Source organism: Erwinia sp. MMLR14_017, assembly GCF_033657285.1.
In the GTDB taxonomy this organism is placed as follows: Bacteria; Pseudomonadota; Gammaproteobacteria; order Enterobacterales; family Enterobacteriaceae; genus Erwinia.
Genome location: NZ_JAWVWP010000001.1, coordinates 322430 through 341270, shown reverse-complemented (window position 1 = coordinate 341270; position 18841 = coordinate 322430). Strand labels below are relative to the sequence as shown.

The 18841-nt window shown below is 49.8% G+C and carries 22 protein-coding genes and 1 pseudogene; 10 read left to right on the top strand and 13 right to left on the bottom strand.

The annotated features are described in order from the left end of the window. The first annotated feature begins 105 nt into the window (after nt 1-105). From SD961_RS01635 to SD961_RS01625, 3 genes are read left to right on the top strand one after another with little or no spacing between them, the layout of a single operon-like run. Complete coding sequence (locus SD961_RS01635; RefSeq protein ID WP_412916642.1) at nt 106-1041, top strand: TIGR03571 family LLM class oxidoreductase; 936 nt, start codon at nt 106-108, stop codon at nt 1039-1041. Then, the gene (locus tag SD961_RS01630; RefSeq protein WP_318788664.1) at nt 1041-1841 is read left to right on the top strand and encodes a sugar phosphate isomerase/epimerase family protein; all 801 of its coding nucleotides are present in this window, start codon (nt 1041-1043) and stop codon (nt 1839-1841) included. Before SD961_RS01635 ends, SD961_RS01630 begins: the two co-directional genes overlap by 1 nt. A gap of 16 nt (nt 1842-1857) precedes the next feature. Continuing rightward, nucleotides 1858-2664, top strand: coding sequence for a sugar phosphate isomerase/epimerase family protein (locus tag SD961_RS01625; RefSeq protein WP_318788663.1), 807 nt, complete (start codon nt 1858-1860; stop codon nt 2662-2664). A 57-nt stretch (nt 2665-2721) separates the two neighbouring features. Here SD961_RS01625 and SD961_RS01620 read toward each other — a convergent pair whose 3' ends face one another. Both SD961_RS01620 and SD961_RS01615 read right to left on the bottom strand, forming a co-directional pair. Then, on the bottom strand, nt 2722-3126 hold the full coding sequence (locus SD961_RS01620) for a cupin domain-containing protein (RefSeq protein WP_318788662.1): 405 nt from the start codon (nt 3124-3126) through the stop codon (nt 2722-2724). A 107-nt stretch (nt 3127-3233) separates the two neighbouring features. Beyond that, nucleotides 3234-4604, bottom strand: a complete 1371-nt coding sequence (locus SD961_RS01615; RefSeq protein ID WP_318788661.1) for an MFS transporter — start codon at nt 4602-4604, stop codon at nt 3234-3236. Nucleotides 4605-4706: 102 nt separating this feature from the next. Between SD961_RS01615 and SD961_RS01610 the strand changes: the two genes are divergently transcribed. Continuing rightward, on the top strand, nt 4707-5564 hold the full coding sequence (locus SD961_RS01610) for a LysR family transcriptional regulator (protein WP_318788660.1): 858 nt from the start codon (nt 4707-4709) through the stop codon (nt 5562-5564). A 303-nt stretch (nt 5565-5867) separates the two neighbouring features. On the opposite strand, the gene SD961_RS01605 is transcribed toward SD961_RS01610, so the two are convergent. Next, entirely contained in the window at nt 5868-6449 is a 582-nt protein-coding gene (locus SD961_RS01605; RefSeq protein WP_318788659.1) for a TetR/AcrR family transcriptional regulator, read from the bottom strand. A 178-nt stretch (nt 6450-6627) separates the two neighbouring features. Here SD961_RS01605 and SD961_RS01600 point away from each other — a divergent pair, with 178 nt between their 5' ends. The 3 genes and pseudogenes from SD961_RS01600 (at nt 6628) to SD961_RS01590 (ending at nt 8801) form a co-directional block, all read left to right on the top strand. Further along, nucleotides 6628-7374: an SDR family oxidoreductase gene (locus tag SD961_RS01600; protein WP_318788658.1), complete on the top strand. Its 747-nt coding sequence runs from the start codon at nt 6628-6630 to the stop codon at nt 7372-7374. 207 nt (nt 7375-7581) lie between these two features. Next, entirely contained in the window at nt 7582-8073 is a 492-nt protein-coding gene (locus tag SD961_RS01595) for a nuclear transport factor 2 family protein (protein WP_318788657.1), read from the top strand. A 5-nt stretch (nt 8074-8078) separates the two neighbouring features. Further along, nucleotides 8079-8801, top strand: a pseudogene (locus SD961_RS01590) (SDR family oxidoreductase). Between the two features lie 98 nt (nt 8802-8899). On the opposite strand, the gene rarD reads toward SD961_RS01590, so the two are convergent. From rarD to SD961_RS01570, 4 genes are all read right to left on the bottom strand, one after another. Next, complete coding sequence (gene rarD, locus SD961_RS01585; protein ID WP_318788656.1) at nt 8900-9799, bottom strand: EamA family transporter RarD; 900 nt, start codon at nt 9797-9799, stop codon at nt 8900-8902. A 91-nt stretch (nt 9800-9890) separates the two neighbouring features. After that, nucleotides 9891-10874, bottom strand: a complete 984-nt coding sequence (locus SD961_RS01580; RefSeq protein WP_318788655.1) for a saccharopine dehydrogenase family protein — start codon at nt 10872-10874, stop codon at nt 9891-9893. Continuing rightward, nucleotides 10871-11275 carry a VOC family protein gene (locus SD961_RS01575; RefSeq protein ID WP_318788654.1) on the bottom strand — a complete coding sequence of 135 codons (405 nt, stop codon included), beginning with the start codon at nt 11273-11275 and terminating at the stop codon, nt 10871-10873. Before SD961_RS01575 ends, SD961_RS01580 begins: the two co-directional genes overlap by 4 nt. Nucleotides 11276-11292: 17 nt before the next feature. Next, complete coding sequence (locus SD961_RS01570; protein WP_318788653.1) at nt 11293-12036, bottom strand: SDR family NAD(P)-dependent oxidoreductase; 744 nt, start codon at nt 12034-12036, stop codon at nt 11293-11295. Between the two features lie 96 nt (nt 12037-12132). Here SD961_RS01570 and SD961_RS01565 point away from each other — a divergent pair, with 96 nt between their 5' ends. Beyond that, nucleotides 12133-13083 (top strand): AraC family transcriptional regulator, encoded by a 951-nt coding sequence (locus tag SD961_RS01565; protein WP_318788925.1) that lies wholly within the window; start codon nt 12133-12135, stop codon nt 13081-13083. Between the two features lie 140 nt (nt 13084-13223). Here SD961_RS01565 and SD961_RS01560 read toward each other — a convergent pair whose 3' ends face one another. Next, nucleotides 13224-13616 carry a VOC family protein gene (locus SD961_RS01560; protein ID WP_318788652.1) on the bottom strand — a complete coding sequence of 131 codons (393 nt, stop codon included), beginning with the start codon at nt 13614-13616 and terminating at the stop codon, nt 13224-13226. A 25-nt stretch (nt 13617-13641) separates the two neighbouring features. Beyond that, entirely contained in the window at nt 13642-14232 is a 591-nt protein-coding gene (locus SD961_RS01555) for a TetR/AcrR family transcriptional regulator (RefSeq protein ID WP_318788651.1), read from the bottom strand. A 138-nt stretch (nt 14233-14370) separates the two neighbouring features. Here SD961_RS01555 and SD961_RS01550 point away from each other — a divergent pair, with 138 nt between their 5' ends. Further along, on the top strand, nt 14371-15117 hold the full coding sequence (locus tag SD961_RS01550) for an SDR family oxidoreductase (protein WP_318788650.1): 747 nt from the start codon (nt 14371-14373) through the stop codon (nt 15115-15117). A gap of 121 nt (nt 15118-15238) precedes the next feature. Here SD961_RS01550 and SD961_RS01545 read toward each other — a convergent pair whose 3' ends face one another. After that, the gene (locus SD961_RS01545; protein WP_318788649.1) at nt 15239-15655 is read right to left on the bottom strand and encodes a PIN domain-containing protein; all 417 of its coding nucleotides are present in this window, start codon (nt 15653-15655) and stop codon (nt 15239-15241) included. Next, complete coding sequence (gene vapB / locus SD961_RS01540; RefSeq protein ID WP_318788648.1) at nt 15652-15882, bottom strand: type II toxin-antitoxin system VapB family antitoxin; 231 nt, start codon at nt 15880-15882, stop codon at nt 15652-15654. The genes SD961_RS01545 and vapB overlap by 4 nt, the downstream gene beginning before the upstream one ends. 841 nt (nt 15883-16723) lie before the next feature. On the opposite strand from vapB, the gene SD961_RS01535 reads away from it, so the two are divergent. After that, nucleotides 16724-17182: a hypothetical protein gene (locus tag SD961_RS01535; RefSeq protein WP_318788647.1), complete on the top strand. Its 459-nt coding sequence runs from the start codon at nt 16724-16726 to the stop codon at nt 17180-17182. Between the two features lie 61 nt (nt 17183-17243). Here the strand turns inward: SD961_RS01535 and SD961_RS01530 are convergent, their stop codons facing one another. Then, entirely contained in the window at nt 17244-17447 is a 204-nt protein-coding gene (locus SD961_RS01530; protein ID WP_318788646.1) for a hypothetical protein, read from the bottom strand. Nucleotides 17448-17711: 264 nt separating this feature from the next. Further along, nucleotides 17712-18833: a hypothetical protein gene (locus SD961_RS01525; protein ID WP_318788645.1), complete on the bottom strand. Its 1122-nt coding sequence runs from the start codon at nt 18831-18833 to the stop codon at nt 17712-17714. Nucleotides 18834-18841 lie beyond the last annotated feature (8 nt).

Genomic DNA, 18841 nt, shown 5'->3' with positions numbered 1-18841 from the left:
TAATATAAAAACGTGCTGCTGAATATAAGCCAGCACGCTTCAGCTCTGGGATAAAAGCGATTAGTAATGAATGACGGTACGGATTGATTTGCCCTCATGCATCAGATCAAAGGCGTCGTTAATCTTTTCCAGCTCCACTTCGGTTTTATTGCACCTCTTGAAAGTTACCCGAACAGCGTAGGTCCCACTTTGGCTGACCACGCGAAGATGGCGCGCAAAGTCGATGAGGCCGGTTTTTCTGCCATTTGGCTTCGCGATGTGCCTTTCTACGATCCTAATTTTGGGGATGTCGGTCAGGTACTGGACCCTCTCACCTATGCAGGTTATCTGGCGGCAATCACTCGCGATATCGCCATAGGTACAGCAGGTATTGTCCTGCCACTGCGCGATCCGCTGATTGTGGCGAAACAGGCTTCGACCGTTGATCAGCTTCTGGGTGGCAGACTCTTATTGGGGCTGGCGACCGGTGACAGGCCTGTGGAATATCCGGCATTTGGCCTGGAGTTTGAAAATCGTGGCGAACGTTTCCGGGATGCGCACGCCATTATTCGTGCCGTAACAGAAAAGAGCTGGCCGGTTCATCAATCCCGTTTCTACGGAAATCTGCAAGGCAATATCGATTTGATACCCAAACCTGCGGGTAAAAGATTGCCGATGCTGGTGATAGGTCACGCGGGACAAACAACTGAATGGACCGCGCAAAATACCGACGGAATTTTATCTTATATCGCAGATCCCCAGCGCATTCCGGCCATCATTGACAGGTGGAGAAGCGCCTCCCGCACCGACATTTTTAAACCCTACGGCTATGGCACAATGTTTGATCTTGACCGTGACCCTGACATGCCGCTGCAGCCGGGACGCGTATTACGTGCGGGGCGAAATGCACTGCGGGAACTTTGGTTACGCCAGCAAGAGCAGGGCGTCTCGCACGTCGCGCTTCACTTCAAAACCCAGCGTCGTCCTGCCTCAGAAGTGATCGACGAACTCGGCGAACACCTGTTGCCTCACTTCCCGAGCCATATTTCAGGAGGTCAATAATGGAACATCCACTGCACCACATGGACTTTATTTTCCAGACCAAACTGGGCACTTATCCCCTTGATGTCCAGTGCGAGATGCTGGCAGAAACGGGCTATCAGGGGCTGACGGTATCGGCATGGAGTAAGGAGCTGTCGGCCTTATCGAGGGTAAAACCGCAATGGGGTCTCGACATTGGCGCTATTTATATGATTTATCGCCCGAGCCTTGAGTCTTTTGTGACCAATATCGTTCAGTCGGATGAGGGCACACAACGCATTGAGTTGGCACTGCATTCCGGTGAGAGCGTTAAAGATGCCGACAAAAGAATGCTCGAACGGCTTTTACCGATTTGTGAGCAACGGGGCATTGATATCGCGTTGTATCCCCATGTGCGCTATGGCATGCAGACTACGTCGGAGGCCATCTCTTTATGTGAAGAGTTTGATCATCCTAATCTGGGCATTGTTTTTAACGGTTACCACTGGTATGCGAACCAGGAGAGGGACTTAGAACAACGACTTGATGCGGTCATGCCCTGGCTTCGACAAGTTAATCTTGCCGGAACACGACTTTCTCCACTGGGTTGGGGCGGTGTTGCAACCATTGAACCCTTAAACGAAGGCGAAATGGATAACTTTGTATTACTGGGCGCGCTCGAACAACGTGAGTATCACGGATGCTATGGCGTAATGGGCTGGGAGAGCATGGGGGGCGACGTATATGGCAATTTACAGCGCTCACAAGCGGCATTCCGTTCAATGGAAAAGCGTCTTGCAGCTCATCCCGACTGGTCAGTGATGACGCCATCCTCTTATTAATTGCCCTGGAGTTTATATGATCCATCCTGTTCATGCGCTGGACTCATTTTTTTACTCATCAATGGGCGTGTATGAATTTCATTCCCAATGTGAAATGCTGGCCGAATTGGGTTATGACGGGATTACCGTATCGGCATGGGGAGGTACGCCGTATACCGATTTGGCCTTATTACCCAGGGTTAAAGCGCAACATGGTTTAGAGATTGCAGGTCTGTATCTGGTGCTTCATGAGGGGCGTAATGATACGGTGCTGCGGCGCATCATTGAGACGGTGGAAGGGGTTGAACTGATAGAGCTTGCTGTTCAAACGACACTCAACGGCATGGGCGCGATCAAGAACTTTATCCAGTCCATTTTGCCTATTGCCGAGCGACGCGGCTTGCGAATTGCGTTGTACCCGCATTTAAGGCATGTCACACAGACCACGTCACAGGTTATTGAACTTTGCGAGGACTTTAACCATCCCCGTTTGGGCGCGTCTTTTAATGGCTATCACTGGTTTGCCAGCGAAGAAGGTCAGCTTGAACAGCGGCTTGATGCCATCAAACCCTGGTTGATGCAGGTCGTGCTTTCCGGGAGTGCAATGTCTCCGTTGGGTTGGGGTGGAGTAGCGACGATGGAGCCCCCGGACCGCGGTGAACTGGATAATTCTGCCATAATCGCTGCACTCAATCGCATGGGTTATGCTGGCAGCATCGGGGTGCTGGGATGGGACTACGGAGGGGATATTTACCGTAAGCTGGAGCGAAGTTTACGGGCAATTCATGAGATTGACCATCGTCTGGCAAAGCATCCATCATGGGCCAGATCCCTTATTGGTTAGAAACTCAATGCGATCAAAAAAGCATGCAATGAGGGCATGCTTTGTATGAATCCTGGATTAAGATTTATAGGGTTCTGAGAGCGCCTGCCCTTCAACGCCGGCATAAGTAATGATCACTTCGACCGGTTCGTCAGTGGTAAAACCGCGGTGTACATCATCAACAGATTCGTTAAACGCTTCACCCGCGGTAAATTTTCGGCTTTCGCCCGTCTCTTTGTCTTCAATCGTTAGCGACCCAGAAATAATATAGGCAACATTAGGCATCGGGTGAGTGTGCCAGGGCAAAGTAGTATTTGCCTCAAAGTGCATTTTCATGACGGTTAAATGTGGCTTGCCTTCCGGATACTTTTCGTAAGCTTTACCGTTCCATGCCCTACCACTACTTACCAGCTCTTCCGATTTTACACCTTCGGATTCAAACTCAGACGTTTGATCAGTTTGTTCTTTAGAATGAGTAGACATAAATTTCTCCCTATTTGTGATGAACTTGATTACATTTTACAAAAAACTGTTTCCCGGCATGCAATCCGAATGATTAAAAATAATGGATACGTTGCATAATCAGCCTGTCAGGCCTTTAGCTGTACTTTTTCCCGACGTAATACCAAGGCGTTAATACCTACGCACATCAGTAAAGAAAACGCAGATAACCACATACCGTAGGCCATACCGGTTGAAAATGAACGCGGGTCACTGTGGGCAATCATGGCACCAAACAGGCCCACACCAATGACGCCACCAATTTGTCTTGCAGATGCAATCAGACCAGAAGCCATTCCCGCGTCGTCCTGAGATACAGAAGAGAGCATAGAATTGGTAATTGAAGGCACAGACATTGCGCTGCCAATACCGACCATCATGAGAGTACCGTTCAGGAACCACAGAGAGCTGGACTCTGTTAACTGGGAAAGCAAAATAAATCCGACTATCTGAACACTAAAGCCGGTAGTGATGATCCGGATATCGCTGACTTTTTTTGCTACTCGCGTGGACACCATTGTAGAAATTGTCAGCACAGCCGTTAAAGGAATAAAAGACAGTCCCGTTTTGATTGCATCGTAATGAAGAATGCTCTGGAAATAGATGCTCAGGTCAAAGACCGTGCCATAAAAGGTCAGATTGATTATCGCGCCGCAGAGCGCGGTGGTGGCTAAAATTTTATTTTTAGCCAGGCGCGGGGGCAACATAGGGGACGCAACGCGCCTTTGAATCAGGATAAATAGCACTAAAAATATCGCCGCAACGGCCATCATGGCTACAGGCCCCCGGGTCCATCCCTCAGAGCTTGACTGAGTTAATCCATAGGTTAATGCCGCAATGCATACCGCAATCGTTCCCTGGCCCAATCCATCGACTTTTTTATCTACCCGTGGCGATGGCGGAGCTGAACGCAAAATAAGGAAAATCGCGAGTAAGCCCAGTGGCACATTAATGAGGAAAACGCTGCGCCATCCGAAATACTGAATTAAAATGCCGCCCAGAACTGGCCCCGCAGCTAAGGCTATCCCCCCACAGGCCCCCCAGGTGGCTACTGCGGTCCTTCTCATGGACGGGTCGGTAAATGACAGTCTGATCAGTGTCAGCGAAGTCGGCACAAGCAGGGCTGCCCCCATTCCCTGGACTCCTCTCAGAGCAATGAGCACAGACAGGCTATTGGCAAGGCCACACCCGATGGAACCCACCGTAAATAGGGCGAATCCCCAGGTAAAAATGTTTCTCGCCCCGAACTTATCTCCAAAAGATCCTCCAATAATCAGCAACGCTGCAAACACCAATGCGTAGCTGTTAATCACCCACTGAAGACCAGTAAGGTTGGTATTGAAGGCATTTTTAAGGGAGCCCAGGCCAACATTGACTACGCTCACATCGAGTTGAACCACGAGGAAACCCATGCAGGTGGCGAGCTGTATGGCTATCAATGAAGGGGTGTACTTTGACATTATGTCTATCCAGCAATTAAAAAACTAACGTCATGATAGGTCTTGCCAGAACATGTATAAATACTAAAATACGCACACTATCCATGCAAAAGTGCATACATAATGAATTGGGAAAATATTCGTTTTTTTGTTGCCATAGCCAGATCCGGTACGCTATCAGGGGCCGCAAAGGCCCTGGATGTTGACCAGGCAACGGTAAGCCGCCGTCTGATGTCACTTGAGGCTGAACTTGGATCGAAGCTTATCGAGCGACTCCCGCGTGAGGCAAGGTTGACGGCACAAGGGCAGATTATTCTTGCAGAAGCCGTTGAGATAGAAGCCTGTACGTTTAAAATAGAGCGTCTGTCAGTTGCAAATAAACAAAAAAGAGAAAAGGTGACTATTTCCGCACCACCTGTTCTTGCCAGACATTTCTTTGCTACTAACATGTTAAAATTATCTCAGGAATTGCCCCAAGTCCTTATATCGATACTGAGTGATGTCCATTTTGTTTCTCTGTCCAGACTCGAGGCAGATCTTGCCGTCAGATTATCTCCAGGAATTAAAGACACGGATATAATCAAAAAAATTGGAAAAATGGATTTTGCTCTATATGCCGCAAGTAATTACTACCATCTTAAATCACCTGAATTATGGGAGTTCATAGCCTATCCTGAACGCGTTACCAACTTTGAACATAAGCAATGGCTGGATAAAATAATTGGTGATAAACGTGTTTTATGTGAGATGACCGATCTCAGTCATCAGTATGAAACTGTTTGCTCCGGCGTGGGTGTTGCAGGTTTGCCATGTTTCCTTGCAGATAAAGATAAGCGTCTGGTTAAGCTCGAGGTTGACGAGTCAATGCTTAGTCTTGATATTTGGATAGCCAAGCACCCGGATCGTCGTAATGATCCCTTAGTTGTGCATGCTTCAAATGCTATAGCTATCATATTGAAAGAAGTTGGCTTAGGATTATAGTGATATCACGTTCTTTCCTCACATATAACCTGCGTTCCGCTTAAATGTGCCAGGGGTTTAAAGTTCAACAGTACGAAAACATGCCTTTTCGTACTGTCGGAAATCAAACTTCTGGTATTGGCGTACACCCATTACTAAAGCTACAGCAGCTCAGAAAATAGGCCTGCTGTACAATGTTGAACCTTCCCCAAACGCCCCCTCTACTCCGTCAGCTCATTTTATCAGACAATGAAATTCAGACTTTTTTATTAAAATAAAAAATTTCATTCCATTGCAGCAATGAGTAGTTTGACTGAATTCTCATCAGGGATTGATATGTGTAGCTACAACCTGCGCAGCTATTTTTGCCGTTTCTACCAGTCTGCATTGTGGCATGCCCTGATACGCAGCAGCAGATAATCCTTTCAGCGTTACCACGATAAAGTCTGTAAGACAGTCTGCTGACTCCGGGCACACGGCCATTAGCCAGTCATTTATAGCTGTAATTCCCGGTCTGGCCAGTCTGCACGCCACTTCACGCGCATCTTTGTCATCTGCCCGCATCCCTTCGGTAACAAGGCATCCTCGCTGATGTTTATGACGTCCATATTGTCTGGCTGCTGCTACCAGCAAACCTTCCACGCCTTCCGCAACAGTTTTATCGGTTGATAATAATTTGTTCAGGGGAAGCGCACTCTCCCGCACATAACGCTCCAGGCTCCGTTCATACAGTCCAACCTTACTGCCATATGCAGCATAAAAACTTGGCGGCTTGATATTCAGCGCCTGAGTCAGGTCAGCAATACTGACAGCGTCATAGCCATATTCATGAAAGAGTGCCTGTGCAATTGCTACTCCCGCTTCGCGATCAAATGCAGGTCGTCGCAGTCTGTCTTCTTGTTTCATCTTACTTTCTGAATCCATTTATATAGTAATCGCTAAAAGAACTAGCATCAAATGTTAAACCTATATCATTGATATTAAATGATTTAATAAATAATTGCTAATTTTACTCTTGTTAAGGTTTACTATTACATGTAGTGATTACTATATAAATAACCCACAACAAGCAGGAGAATACACAATGACTCACTCTTTTCAGAACAAAATCGCAGTTGTGACCGGCGCATCTTCCGGCATTGGTCTTGGGATTGCACAGGAATTAGCAGCACTCGGTGCAACTGTGATTATTACCGGTCGGGACAGGAATAAACTTGAATCTGCACTCAGTACCCTTGGACCGGATGCGGGTCAGTTTCAGGTGGATGTATCCAGTCTCTCCGACCTGGATGATTTTTATGCGCAAATATTGTCCCGGTTTGGTCGCATCGACATTCTGATAGCAAATGCCGGCATGGGCGAATTTGAGCCCCTCGGGCAGATTACTCCGGAGAAGTTTGACCGTCAGTTCACAACGAACGTAAGGGGTATCACGTTTACCGTTCAGAAAGCATTACCACTTATGAAACCAGGCAGCAGCATTGTTATTACAGGCTCAACAGCCTCCATTAATCCAGGCCAGGGCCTCAGTGTTTATGGTGGCACCAAGGCCGCTTTACGCGCAATGGTACGCAGCTGGATTCTGGATATAAAAGGTGCCGGCGTTCGCATTAATATTCTCAGCCCCGGACCGGTTGACACTCAATCCTTACGCGATTTCCTTCCCGAACCCGTTGACGCCATCCTGCAGTCTTTGCGCGACCGCAGTCCGATTGGTCGCATCGGGCAGACTGACGAAATAGCAAAAGCTGTTGTCTTCCTCGCCAGTGATGATGCCAGTTATATCAACGGTACGGAAATCTTTGCCGATGGCGGCGCATCTCAGATCTGAACATTGTTACTGAAGAACGAAGATTTTGGGCAACATGGCAGTTCTCCCTTCCAGGGGAACTGGCCCTACTGGCACGATGTGGTCCGGCACAGATGCTTCCTGCCGGCAGTGGAGCTGTTGCGCTGAGTTTCAGCGGCAATATTTAACGTGGTTCGCCTGGTTTGTACATGTCGGATCCATTTCAACCCTGACCTGAAGAGCTCAATTATGATCAATTCCGTTCACGCAGAAAATAAACAACATTATTTCGATGAACTAAAAATTCAGCGGTTACTTGCTGCCTATGCCCACAACCTGGATGACGGGAAATTTGCTGAGAATGCCGAGTTGTTTAAACATGCTGAATTTATTGTTCTCAGTGATACGGCACATGGTAGTGAAGAGGTCGAGCAGTTTTTTAACCGTGGCGTTCAGCGCTATAAGGATGGAACTCCCCGGACGTGGCATAACGTTTCTAATATGCTGATAGATGTATCACCTTCCGGTAATTCAGCCACCTGCGTCAGCTATTTCACTGTACATCAGGAGCTGGAAGGGTTTCCTTTGCAGCCTATATGTACAGGGCGGTATTACGACAGTTTTGAAAAACATGACGGTCAGTGGCGTTTTACGTCGCGTAATGTTGTTCCCCGGCTGATGGGCGAACTTCAGTTTCACGTAGGCACGCCCATCGACAGTTCACAGACTGGGGGAGCGTAGTAGAGATGAAAAAGACCGCGCTTGTTACCGGGGGCAATAAAGGGATTGGCTTTGCTATCGTCAGGGGCCTCGCAAGAACGGGTATGTCAGTCTGGATGGGTGCGCGCGGTCGCAGTCGTGGTGAAGAAGCAGTTGCCATTCTGCGGCAGAAAGGTCTTGACGTCAGGCTACTGGAACTGGATGTTGCAGATGAAGCGAGCGTGCAGAACGCTGCTGCAGAACTTGCGCATGAACTGGGTTCTCTCGACGTTCTTGTTAATAATGCGGGCATTCTCAGCGACGTCATCACACCTCCGAGCCAGGTCAGTATTAAAGACATGAAAGCGGTTTAAGAAGTCAATCTCTTCGGCCCGGTACGCGTGACGCAGGCCTTTCTGTCCCTGCTTAAAGCCTCCGGAGAGGCCCGGATCGTAATGATGAGCAGCGGCGTGGGTTCTCTGACGCTGATTACCGATCCAACTTCGATATATTCAGGCGTTAATCTCCTTGATTATACCTCTTCGAAGGTCGCCCTGAATGCCGTTACGGTTTCATTCGCAAAGGAACTTGAGTCCTTTGGGGTTAAAGTGAACGCTGTTGAACCCGGCCATGTACGAACCGATTTAAATGCCAATACCGGCTTTCTGACGCCGGATGAAGGGGCTGCAACCGCAATAAAAATGGCGTTAACGGGACCGGACGGACCTACCGGTGGTTTTTTTGGCAGTCACGGACGCCAGCCCTGGTAACAGGGTATGTCCCGTTAGCCTGATACAATAACCGGAATGTCGGGAAAACAGACAAGCCACTCACTCAGCCGACAGACTGTCTGCCCGACGTCCCATCATTATCCACTGCGGTACGCAGCGGACTTCACTTTTTTATATCCGTCAGCCATCAGTGCCAGTACGGCGAGCCATATCGGGGCATACGTTAACAGCGATGACTGAGTCAGTTTTTCTCCTGGCAGAAAAAGTGATACCAGAAATAACAATAAGGGTTCGACATAAGACAGCATGCCAAACAGCGTAAACGACAGACTACTGCTGGCAAGCAGAAAGCAGAGTAAGGCAGAACTGCTCAGTAATCCCAGTCCTGTGATAGTGCCCCATCCGCCGGCCGGTCCGGCCGGTAACCATTCATTTCCGCTTCCCTGATAAACCAGAACAGCAATTGCTGGTACCACAAGCAATAAATTTTCTGCAATAACGCTAAAGAGCGCATCATTTTTAAGCTGACGTTTGATAATAAAATAAGGCGGATATCCCAGCATAACCACGAGGGCCACAAAAGGAAGTGAACGGACCATCATCACTTCAGCCGTTACGCCAAAGGCTGCAAGCAGGACGGCACTTTTCTGCCACCCTGACATCGTTTCGCCGTACAGGACTCTGCCGGTTATTACCATGATCAGAGGAAGCAGAAAGTAGCCGAGTGCCAGTGACCGGCTTTGCCCGTTAACGGGAGCCCAGCAGAAAATGATTATCTGCAGGCCAAGCAGCGCGGCGCAGACACACGTTGCAGCGAGCAGGCGCATACTTTTTACCACTGACAGTAAATAGTGCCAGAAAGGCCTGAGCTTTTTTCGAAAAACCAGCGCCAGCATCAGCAACAATGCGGTAGTTACTGCACGCCATCCGGCTATCTGCCATCCGTTCAGCGGATACAAAAAAACACTGTAATAACAAAGTACCGAAAACAGTACTGACGACAGTAATGACAGCGTGATGCCCTTGCGTGCAGACATATTCCCCCCGGCCGTGTATCAAAATCAAAGCAGTGACGTAATGCGTGGCACCGGCCAGCTCATTGCTGAACGGTGCAGCTTATTAACAGAGTCAGGAGAGCTGGAGCCACGTACCCCGAATACTCAGCGCAAACTCACTACCAAAAACGATCGATGGCGTCTGAAAACCGGGGAAACTGTCACCGTTCAGGACACGCCTTGCAGCCTCTGTGGCCGCAAGTGGCGTATAGGAATATCCGTTAACCGTCCCGATCACAGCCCGGTGGATCTTCCCGTCAGCCCCGGTAACTTCAGCAACAGCGCGAGCGCGATTTGCATCGCGTTCATCCTGCCCGGGCCCTTCAGGAAGCAGGGACAAATCACCCTGCGGAAAGGCATCCCCTGTTACATGCACAAACATCTCAATATCCGGAATACCGGTTGAATGCCATGCCGTCACCAGATCGCCAAAGGAAAGCGGCGCACAGGCAACAGGGCCTTCACCAAAATCAAACCAGCCGGGCTGCGCATCCTCTTTCGTCATCAGAATACCGTTAACACGTTCCAGCAGGCCGGCTGCGATTATTTCGCCTGCGCTGACGGCGGAACCCCGGGACATCGTTCCGGCCACCTGTAATGCTATACGCAACCGCCGTGGTTCCGGTACATGCCGTGCAAGGCGAACGGCCAGGCAGTCGGTTGGCACCACGTCCCAGCCCACGCCCGGCAGTAGCATACTCCCGGCCCGCGCCGCTCTTTCTCCCAGTGACTCAGCCAACCGGTAAACGTTAATTTCCGCTGTGATATCAAGGTAATGAATACCCTGGTCTATACAGGCTTTCATCAGCGGTTCTGCCGTAGCGGCAAACGGCCCGGCGCAGTTCAGCACAACGCCGACGCCTGCCAGCTGAAGCGCGGTTTCAGCAGCGTCCTCCAGTCCGAATATCCGCATACTGACGTCAAGTTCACCGGCAAGTGCGGCCAGCCGCTGCCTGTTTCTGCCGGCAATAATAATATTCAGTCCGGCACTTTTAGCCTGCGCGGCGGTCATGCGTCCCGTGTAACCGGTGGCGCCATAAATCAGTAATGTTTTCATGGTTGAGGGTGCTGCCATTCTTTATAAACAAATTCCAGGCTATAGCCATCGGGGTCGAGCACGTCGGCGGCGTAGTAGCGGGGATCGTAGTGAAGCCGGGCACCGGGTGCGCCATTGTCAGTCGCGCCGGCACGCATGGCTGAAGCATAGGCTTTATTCACCATTGTCTGATTTCGCGCGACAAACCCGACATGTACAGCAGCCGGCGCAACAGTTCCTTCGCGTAGCCAGAAAAAGATCCGGCCCTGAACACCGAACCCTTTCAAATCCGGATGGCCGGGCGGCCCCTCTTTTCCGTCATAATCATGACGAACCGTGATGCCGAGAGGGGCAAGCGCTTCCGTATAGAAACGGACAGAACGGTCTGTATCGCTGACGGTTAAAAACAGATGATCAAGCATAAAACCTCCGGAAGGATTCAGATTTGGTAGCCGCCGGCAACCTCGATGGATTGTGCGTTAATCCAGACGCTGTCATCAGAGACCAGACCTGCGATAACCCGGCCGACATCATCTGGCTCCCCCACGCGTTCCAACGCGGTCTGTGAGGCGAGCAGGGCCTCAAATTCATCATTCAGCCCTCCGCCAAGTGACGTCCGGATTGCACCCGGAGAGACTGCGTTTGCCCGGATGCGCCGCGGCCCGAATTCTTTGGCCATATAGCGAGTCAGCACTTCAAGGCCGCCTTTAAAGGCAGCGTAGGGCGCAACACCTGCCGTAGCCACGCGCGTGGTGGCGCTGGTAACGTTGATGATGTGTCCTCCATCACAAATCAGAGGCAGCAGCTTTTGGGTCAGGAAAAACGGCCCCTTCAGGTGTACGGCAAAAAGGCTGTCGAACTCACTCTCCGTCACTGTTTCAATCGGGTTGAAGAGCCCAAACCCGGCGTTGTTGACCAGCACATCAATCTGTTCACGCCCCCAGGTGACACTGACTGTGTCCAGTAAGGCGTCGCGGAAAGCACCGAAGGTTTCGGTGCGAGCCACATCCAGATGCAGCGCAACGGCACGGCCGCCTGATGCTTCTATATCCTTCACCACTTTCAGGGCAGATACAGGATGGCTGTTGTAAGTCACAATCACCCCCATCCCTCTGGCCGCGCACTGCTGCGCCACGCTGGCGCCGATCCCGCCACTGCCGCCGGTAACCAGTACAATTTTCATGATTTCATCCTATCTGTCTGCGATATGAAAAAGGATAAAGTAATCCGTAGCGGTCAGCCTCTGCGTTCCTGCTCGATTCTTGCCTTTTTCTGCTTTATGCTCGTTTTCATCATCATACTGAGGAGGCCGACTTTGACACTGGAACCCCTGCTTGACGAGCTGCGCCTTCTGGCCGCTCATGCCCGAAACTGGCGAACTGAAACCGGTATCCCCCGCGTGGCAATGGTGCAGGGTAACGTTCCCGCACATGCGCTGGCTGCGGTCTATGAGCCGATGGTTAATCTCATACTGCGTGGAAGTAAATCCATGACGGTAGGTGACCGGGTATTCAACTACAATCCTGCTTCTTACTTTGTCATGTCAGTAGATTTGCCAGCCGTAGGCGAAGTCCATCCTGATACCACCGGCGCTCCTTATCTCGCGGTCAGCCTGACCCTGACGCCGGAACGGATTGCGACGCTGCTGGCTGATTTACCTCCCGTGAAGGCTGATCCACAGTCGGGTGCTTTTTCCGTTGCTGCCGTCACGCCCGAACTGCTGGATGCCTGGGTGAGAATGCTTCGCCTGATGAAAAATCCTGAAGATATCGCCGCCCTTGCACCGGTGTATGAACGTGAAATCCTTTATCATGTTTTGAAAGGTCCTCACGGCTGGATGCTGAGAGACATTGCTTCACCGGGAACTATGCTGGCGCGGATTGGTAATGCTATTCGCTGGATAAGACATAATTTTGCTGATGAGTTTTTGGTTGAATCGCTGGCCGGACAGGAAGCTATGAGCGTATCGGCCTTTCATCGTCATTTTAAGTCCGTGACAAACATGAGTCCGGTCCAGTATCAGAAGCGCGTCCGTCTTCTTCATGCCAGAACCAAATTACTGGCGCGTCAGCAGAGCGTCACGTCTGTTGCCATGGAGGTGGGTTATCGCAGCGTGCCCCAGTTTAATCGTGAGTACGCCCGATTCTTTGGCCGCTCTCCTTTGAAAGACGCTGCAAGTCTCCGGAACGACGCTGATGATGCAGAAAGCTCTCTGAATCACCACGTTTAATGCGGCAGTAAATTTTGCTGCCGCAACGAAGCAATAACTCACCTCACGATATTTCACTCCGTGGGTAGCAGCCAGGCAAACCCAACAGGCAGTAACTCAGACGTGGTCCAATTTCGCAAAGTGCCGGCCGGCACTCTTACTCATCCTTTCTGGCAGACGACTTCGATGTTATTACCGTCAGGATCTAAAATATAAGCGGCGTAGTAGTGAGAGTGGTAATGATTGCGAATTCCCGGCGCGCCATTGTCTCTACCGCCCGCCTGTAGAGCGGCACGCCAGAATTCGTCGACTGTGCCCCGTTCACTGGCAGCAAAAGCCAGATGTGTCGAAGCGCCTGTTAGGTCTTTATCATGAAGCCAGAGCCGCGGGTATCCCTCCGGGCCCAACCCGTACCGGGCACCACCTGTTAAAGTACGCTCCAGAGGCACAGAGATAATCAGGCTGAACCCCAGCGGAGCGAGGGCTGCTTCATAGAATTTGAGCGATGCCTGAGCATTTTTCACAGCAATTTCAACATGGTCGATAACAGACATAACTTTTACCTCCTGGTTAAACATTTTATGGCGTCAGGAGAGCGCTGAATGTCTGTCCGGCCAACTGAGCCACGGCAGTTAACCTGGCTTTTGACAGTCCCGTTACTGCGGCTGCAGAAAAGCCCCGCAGCGTTGTCACGACATAATCAGAAAGCTCGCGGTCCCGTGCAGGTTCATACTGCCGGATATAACTTCTGATGAACTGAATTCCGGCCTCACCATAGCGACTTGCCAGCTCCCGGGCCTGCGGATCATCGGCACGCATACCTTCAGCCACAAGACAGCCTCGCTGGACTGGGGATCGGGCGTATAAACGTGCAGCAGTCATAAAAAGATCTGCAACCGCCTCATTCAGCGGCCTGCCCGGAGTCAGAATTTTGTCAGCCGGCAGGTTTCCTTCTGCAACATAGAGATCCAGGCAGCGTTCAAACAACCCTGCTTTACTACCGTAAGCGGCGTAAAGGCTGGGAGGATTTATATTCAGCGTCTTTGTCAGTTCCGTGATACCTACAGCATCATAACCACGCTGATGAAACAGCGCTTTAGCCGTCTGCACACCGGACTCTCTGTCAAATACCCGCCTGGGTGCTTTTATTGTTTTTTCGGTATCGCTCATAGGTTTTTTTCCGTTGCATCAGAAGTGTTTCTGACTGCCATCTTAAAACTTTTTTGTAGTGATCGCTACAATAAGTTAGTGACAGCCTGTTCAGGGTTGCATATAGTGACCACTACAAAAAAAACACATGGTGCAATTATGAATCAGTTATTTAAGAGAAAGGTCGCCGTTATCACTGGTGGCGGAAGCGGCATTGGTCTGGCTATAGCGAAAAGTATGAGCGATGAAGGCGCAGATGTCATTATCACTGGCCGGAATGCAGAAACCCTTCAGGAGGCGGTAAAGGCTCTGGGGAAAAATGTAAAAGGTATTGTTGCTGACGTCAGCAGCAAGGTTAGTCTTGATGCGCTTTATGAACAGGTTAAAGCGGAATTCGGCCACATTGATATTCTTGTCGCCAATGCCGGCGGTGGGGTCCATGCTCCGCTTGGTGAAATCACTGAAAAACAGATCCACGACCAGTTTGCCACAAATGTTAAAGGTGTTGTGTTGACTGTTCAGCAGGCTTTGCCCCTGCTTGGGAAGGGTTCAAGCGTGGTTATCATTGGTTCGACGGCGTCAACAGACCCGGGACCCACCATGAGTATTTATGGTGCGACCAAAGCCGCAGTCAGAAACATGGTGAAAAGCTGGATTACAGAGCTGCACGGGTCGGGTATACGCATAAACATTGTCAGCCCGGGTCCTGTGAATACAGCGTCGCTCAGAGCCGCATTTGGCGATAATGCCGAAGAGGGGATCGCCTTCCTCACCGCTAAAAGTCCGTTGGGACGTATCGGAGAGCCGGAAGAAATAGCCTCTGTTGTTTCATTCCTGGCCAGTGATGCCTCAAGTTATGTAAATGGTATAGAGCTGTTCGCTGACGGGGGCGCCTCTCAGACCTGACAGATGGTGAATGCATTCATTTTACACAAAAGTACTTTGGCTCACCGTTTGTGTTAGCCCCGAGTGCAGATGTCCGCTTCTGGCACAAAGCGGACCTTTTAACCTTGATATCTGTCTGCCGTTAATTAACCCAGTCTTCCAGCGTCAAATCCGGCACTCGTGCAAACTCTCTTACATTATTCGTCACCAGGATGGCGCCGGCGGCAATGGCGTGTCCCGCAATGGCCGTGTCGTTGGGGCCAATCGGCGTGCCGGCCGCGGTCAGGGCAGTCTTAACTTCCGTGGTGGCGTCCACCGCCGCCCGGTCCCAGGCCAGCACGGCATCAAGGCGGGCGCAGAACGCGTCGACCAGCTGGCCGTGGCGGGGCGAGGCCTTCTTGCCGATGGCGCCGAAACGCATCTCGGCATAGGTGATGGCCGACACCACGATGCGGTGGTTGCGCAGCACCGCCTGCTCTAGGCGTCCGATCACGGCTTCCGGCTGCTCGCGCATAATGAACGAGCAAATGTTGGTGTCCAGCATATAGGTTTTGTTCACAGCTCAAACCGTCCCTCGTCGCTGACCACGTCCCCGCGCTCGGCCATAAAGTCCGCGTCGGCTTTTTCCAGCTGGACGAACGAGCCCCAGGTCGGGCGGACGGGCCGCAGGACAATGCTGTCCCCTTCCCGGACGATCTCCAACTCGCTCACCCCCTCAAAATCCAGATCGCGGGGAAGACGGATGGCGCGGTTGTTGCCGTTTTTAAAAATGGATACGGTTCTCATGATGTTCTCCTGACGTGGGCCTTTGCACATATGTCCAGTATAGGCCACCATGTGCTGAATGTATAGGTGTGACATATGCAGATGCTGAGCATATGCGGAGAGGCTGCCTGAGCTTTTTCCTTCGGGTTCACCGCAGATCCGGAAAAAGGAAGAACCGGATCTGTACCAGCTAGGGGTGGTTTTCTTTGCATCCACTACATATAGTGTCTTGCTTAGCTACCTAAGATACAAGATACGGGATGCGTCATAGAGAGGTACGGACTGAGAAGGCACTTTGACCGGGCGGCACCGCGTGTTACGCTTCCGGAAACTGCCAGATAGGGAAGAAGTCGGATTCGGTCAGATGTGGCTTGGGGTAATTGCGAAGAGCGAATATATGCATGCTTACAGGTTGGTGGGTGACTAACAGGCTCCTGACTATTTGGCTAAGTGCATTTCATATGAGTGATTATTGCCTGCGTTAATATTAACAGGCTGAATAAGGTGAGTTTGCATGTGTGAGGATTGTCTTACGGTACAGAATCATTTTCAGTCCCTGTTTTGTATTTATCGGCATCTAGTGAACGTTAAAGGTTCCGGTGAGAATATGTGGCTGAAGAATTATTCATCCCGTTCGCGCGAGCTGCGAGATCTGGACGGTACTGTTCTGGCCATATTCAGCAGTAATGGCATATATGGCAACGGGGGTTGGCACCTACGTACTCCTTCAGACGACGTGACGGATGGAATACCTTCCGGCTACGAGACCGAAGACGTCAGCATTGAAGATTTTACGACGGTATTTTATTTGACCATCGGGGGCATTCAGTAACCAATCATCCCGGCCGGAAGGAGCAGACAAATGGGAAGTGCCAAAGAATATATGTGGGAGCTGCAGGAAGAGCGGTTTGAGGCGTGGGCCGCTGAACATTACGGAGAAGTTGAACCGGATACGGAAAAATGGGAGCAGATCCGCGAATTCTATTCCTGGGAGCAGGAGGCGCTGGCCGATCAGGCGCAGTGGGAGCGCGAGCTGGGCATGTTTGCGGCTTCACTGGATAACGTTCACCAGCGTTACCTGCACGCAAGTCAGGAGCTTAAGAAACTGCACTCTCTGCTTGAGATCCCGCAGCCCGAGCTGGTTTACTGGATGTCCTACGTGCATGCCGTGACAGTCATGGAGGCGTATCTGATGTACTGCGCCAGAGCACTGCTGGAGCACGAATGGCCGTTGCGGCGCTTTCTGGAGGCATACTACCTGCAGTCGGGGAGTATCAGTAAAAAGGAAGAGTATCCAGTGAACTCTGCTTCTGCACCCTAGCGAATCTCCACCGGCAGACTGGTTTCAGGGGTGAACTCTACTGCAAACCATTTTTCACTGGCTAAAGCGTTAATAAGCGAGGTTTACCACTGCCGAACATCCTTGCCAGCGGTAAGCGTACTTGAAAATCGGCAGCCAATTGGTTTATTTGTTGGAGCTGAGTGCCATTAAGAGCGTAATTGCTGTACCAGCGAATGATATGTGGAATCGCTTGATTGACATGGTGTTGGAGAGCCGTAATAGAATCGGTTTTTTCCCTGGTCATAGTTTCTCCTTAAGGATTGCCATAATAAAGTCAAAGGTATGTTGCGGCTGTAAGTTAATATGACCCTGCGACAGCATTTTTCGCAGCCTGTTGCTTATAAGATGAGGTATCAGTGTGATGATCGTTCATGCCTATCGCTATGTCCTTTGATATTTCTATTAAATCGAGCATATCCTGTAAAAATTCATGGGGGGATTCTCCCCATACATTAAATATCACTCGAAAATAACAAAAAAATGGCACAAAGGGTGCCATTTTAATCATTTAATCCAGGTGCTTTGCCCTTAATACTTTTCCATCGGCGACTTCGACCATCAAGCTGGGTGTTTTAGCTGCCTGCAACTGGCTATTTAACTGGATAATCTTTAGTATATTTTCGTTATATTGATCATCTGTTTTCTTGATCTTCCGTTCAACAAGAGCAGCATTTGCCTCAGAACTGGCAGTTCTTTCAAACAAAGGTTTCATCTTACTAAGATGAAGTGACACTGTGCGCTTTGTTTTCTCCCACTTATTAATACTTCCACCAGGAAGATTGAGTTCCTTCAAATAGACTTCATTAGTAATTAAAAACTCTTCACTGCCAGAGGTTTTTATAAATAAAATAAGATTAGCTATTAAAAGACATTGCATACCAAGTAGGTACTCACTTTGCAATCTGTCTATATTATCGATAGCTATCCTGAGCTTCTCCCTGAGGTCATTTGAACCAAATAAACTTGAGGAATCAAACTGCTCAATAGTAGTATGCGATAAATCAATTTCTTTTTTGAGATGAATCACATCTGCTCGCACTTCAAGAGCGCTCTTAGACAGATTTTGCAATGTACCGGCTGAAACCTCATGCTTGTTGACGATCATTCGGCCGATGATATCAATATGTTCATGTAACGCTAAAATTTTTGCCAGCCGCGATGTTTCTAAAAAACCTTTGATTTCATCAATTTTATGTTCAATTGTCCGTAAGCGCTCGTTGATATCCGCAAGATGCTTCTGTGCAACAATCTGAGATGCAAAATTGAATGCCATATTTAAATTAACCAGAGACTTTAAGTTACTGGCTTCATGAAAACGCCCCTGCGCTCCAATTTTATTCGTGCCATCTTTAAATACAGCACCTATCGCACCACTTCCATCTTTAGCTTGGATAAGTTGGTTATAGTTGAAGGTGCATGTCATTAGTTGTGATGAATTTCCGGCCATAGTCGACAAGCCAGTAGGTATGCTACTAATCCAATGATTTAAGAGAGATACATTTTCTGAGCTGATGTCATGGCCTGAGTTGGGAGCAGAAATATCATCCCACGCGCCTTCCTGACTGCTAAACTGGATTAACACTCGATTTTCTTCATCAATAATTTTAATTTCAGATGTATTGTTAGCCACCCTGCCAC

Excerpts from the sequence above, each read along its gene's own strand:
- SD961_RS01575 (WP_318788654.1), bottom strand. The coding sequence starts at position 11,275 with ATGCTTGATCATCTGTTTTTAACCGTCAGCGATACAGACCGTTCTGTC.
- SD961_RS01555 (WP_318788651.1), bottom strand. The coding sequence starts at position 14,232 with ATGAGCGATACCGAAAAAACAATAAAAGCACCCAGGCGGGTATTTGAC.
- SD961_RS01615 (WP_318788661.1), bottom strand. The coding sequence starts at position 4,604 with ATGTCAAAGTACACCCCTTCATTGATAGCCATACAGCTCGCCACCTGC.
- SD961_RS01535 (WP_318788647.1), top strand. The coding sequence starts at position 16,724 with ATGGGAAGTGCCAAAGAATATATGTGGGAGCTGCAGGAAGAGCGGTTT.
- SD961_RS01610 (WP_318788660.1), top strand. The coding sequence starts at position 4,707 with ATGAATTGGGAAAATATTCGTTTTTTTGTTGCCATAGCCAGATCCGGT.
- SD961_RS01595 (WP_318788657.1), top strand. The coding sequence starts at position 7,582 with ATGATCAATTCCGTTCACGCAGAAAATAAACAACATTATTTCGATGAA.
- SD961_RS01565 (WP_318788925.1), top strand. The coding sequence starts at position 12,133 with ATGCTCGTTTTCATCATCATACTGAGGAGGCCGACTTTGACACTGGAA.
- SD961_RS01570 (WP_318788653.1), bottom strand. The coding sequence starts at position 12,036 with ATGAAAATTGTACTGGTTACCGGCGGCAGTGGCGGGATCGGCGCCAGC.
- SD961_RS01620 (WP_318788662.1), bottom strand. The coding sequence starts at position 3,126 with ATGTCTACTCATTCTAAAGAACAAACTGATCAAACGTCTGAGTTTGAA.
- SD961_RS01605 (WP_318788659.1), bottom strand. The coding sequence starts at position 6,449 with ATGAAACAAGAAGACAGACTGCGACGACCTGCATTTGATCGCGAAGCG.
- SD961_RS01625 (WP_318788663.1), top strand. The coding sequence starts at position 1,858 with ATGATCCATCCTGTTCATGCGCTGGACTCATTTTTTTACTCATCAATG.
- SD961_RS01630 (WP_318788664.1), top strand. The coding sequence starts at position 1,041 with ATGGAACATCCACTGCACCACATGGACTTTATTTTCCAGACCAAACTG.
- SD961_RS01600 (WP_318788658.1), top strand. The coding sequence starts at position 6,628 with ATGACTCACTCTTTTCAGAACAAAATCGCAGTTGTGACCGGCGCATCT.
- SD961_RS01580 (WP_318788655.1), bottom strand. The coding sequence starts at position 10,874 with ATGAAAACATTACTGATTTATGGCGCCACCGGTTACACGGGACGCATG.
- SD961_RS01530 (WP_318788646.1), bottom strand. The coding sequence starts at position 17,447 with ATGACCAGGGAAAAAACCGATTCTATTACGGCTCTCCAACACCATGTC.
- SD961_RS01550 (WP_318788650.1), top strand. The coding sequence starts at position 14,371 with ATGAATCAGTTATTTAAGAGAAAGGTCGCCGTTATCACTGGTGGCGGA.
- SD961_RS01560 (WP_318788652.1), bottom strand. The coding sequence starts at position 13,616 with ATGTCTGTTATCGACCATGTTGAAATTGCTGTGAAAAATGCTCAGGCA.
- rarD (WP_318788656.1), bottom strand. The coding sequence starts at position 9,799 with ATGTCTGCACGCAAGGGCATCACGCTGTCATTACTGTCGTCAGTACTG.
- vapB (WP_318788648.1), bottom strand. The coding sequence starts at position 15,882 with ATGAGAACCGTATCCATTTTTAAAAACGGCAACAACCGCGCCATCCGT.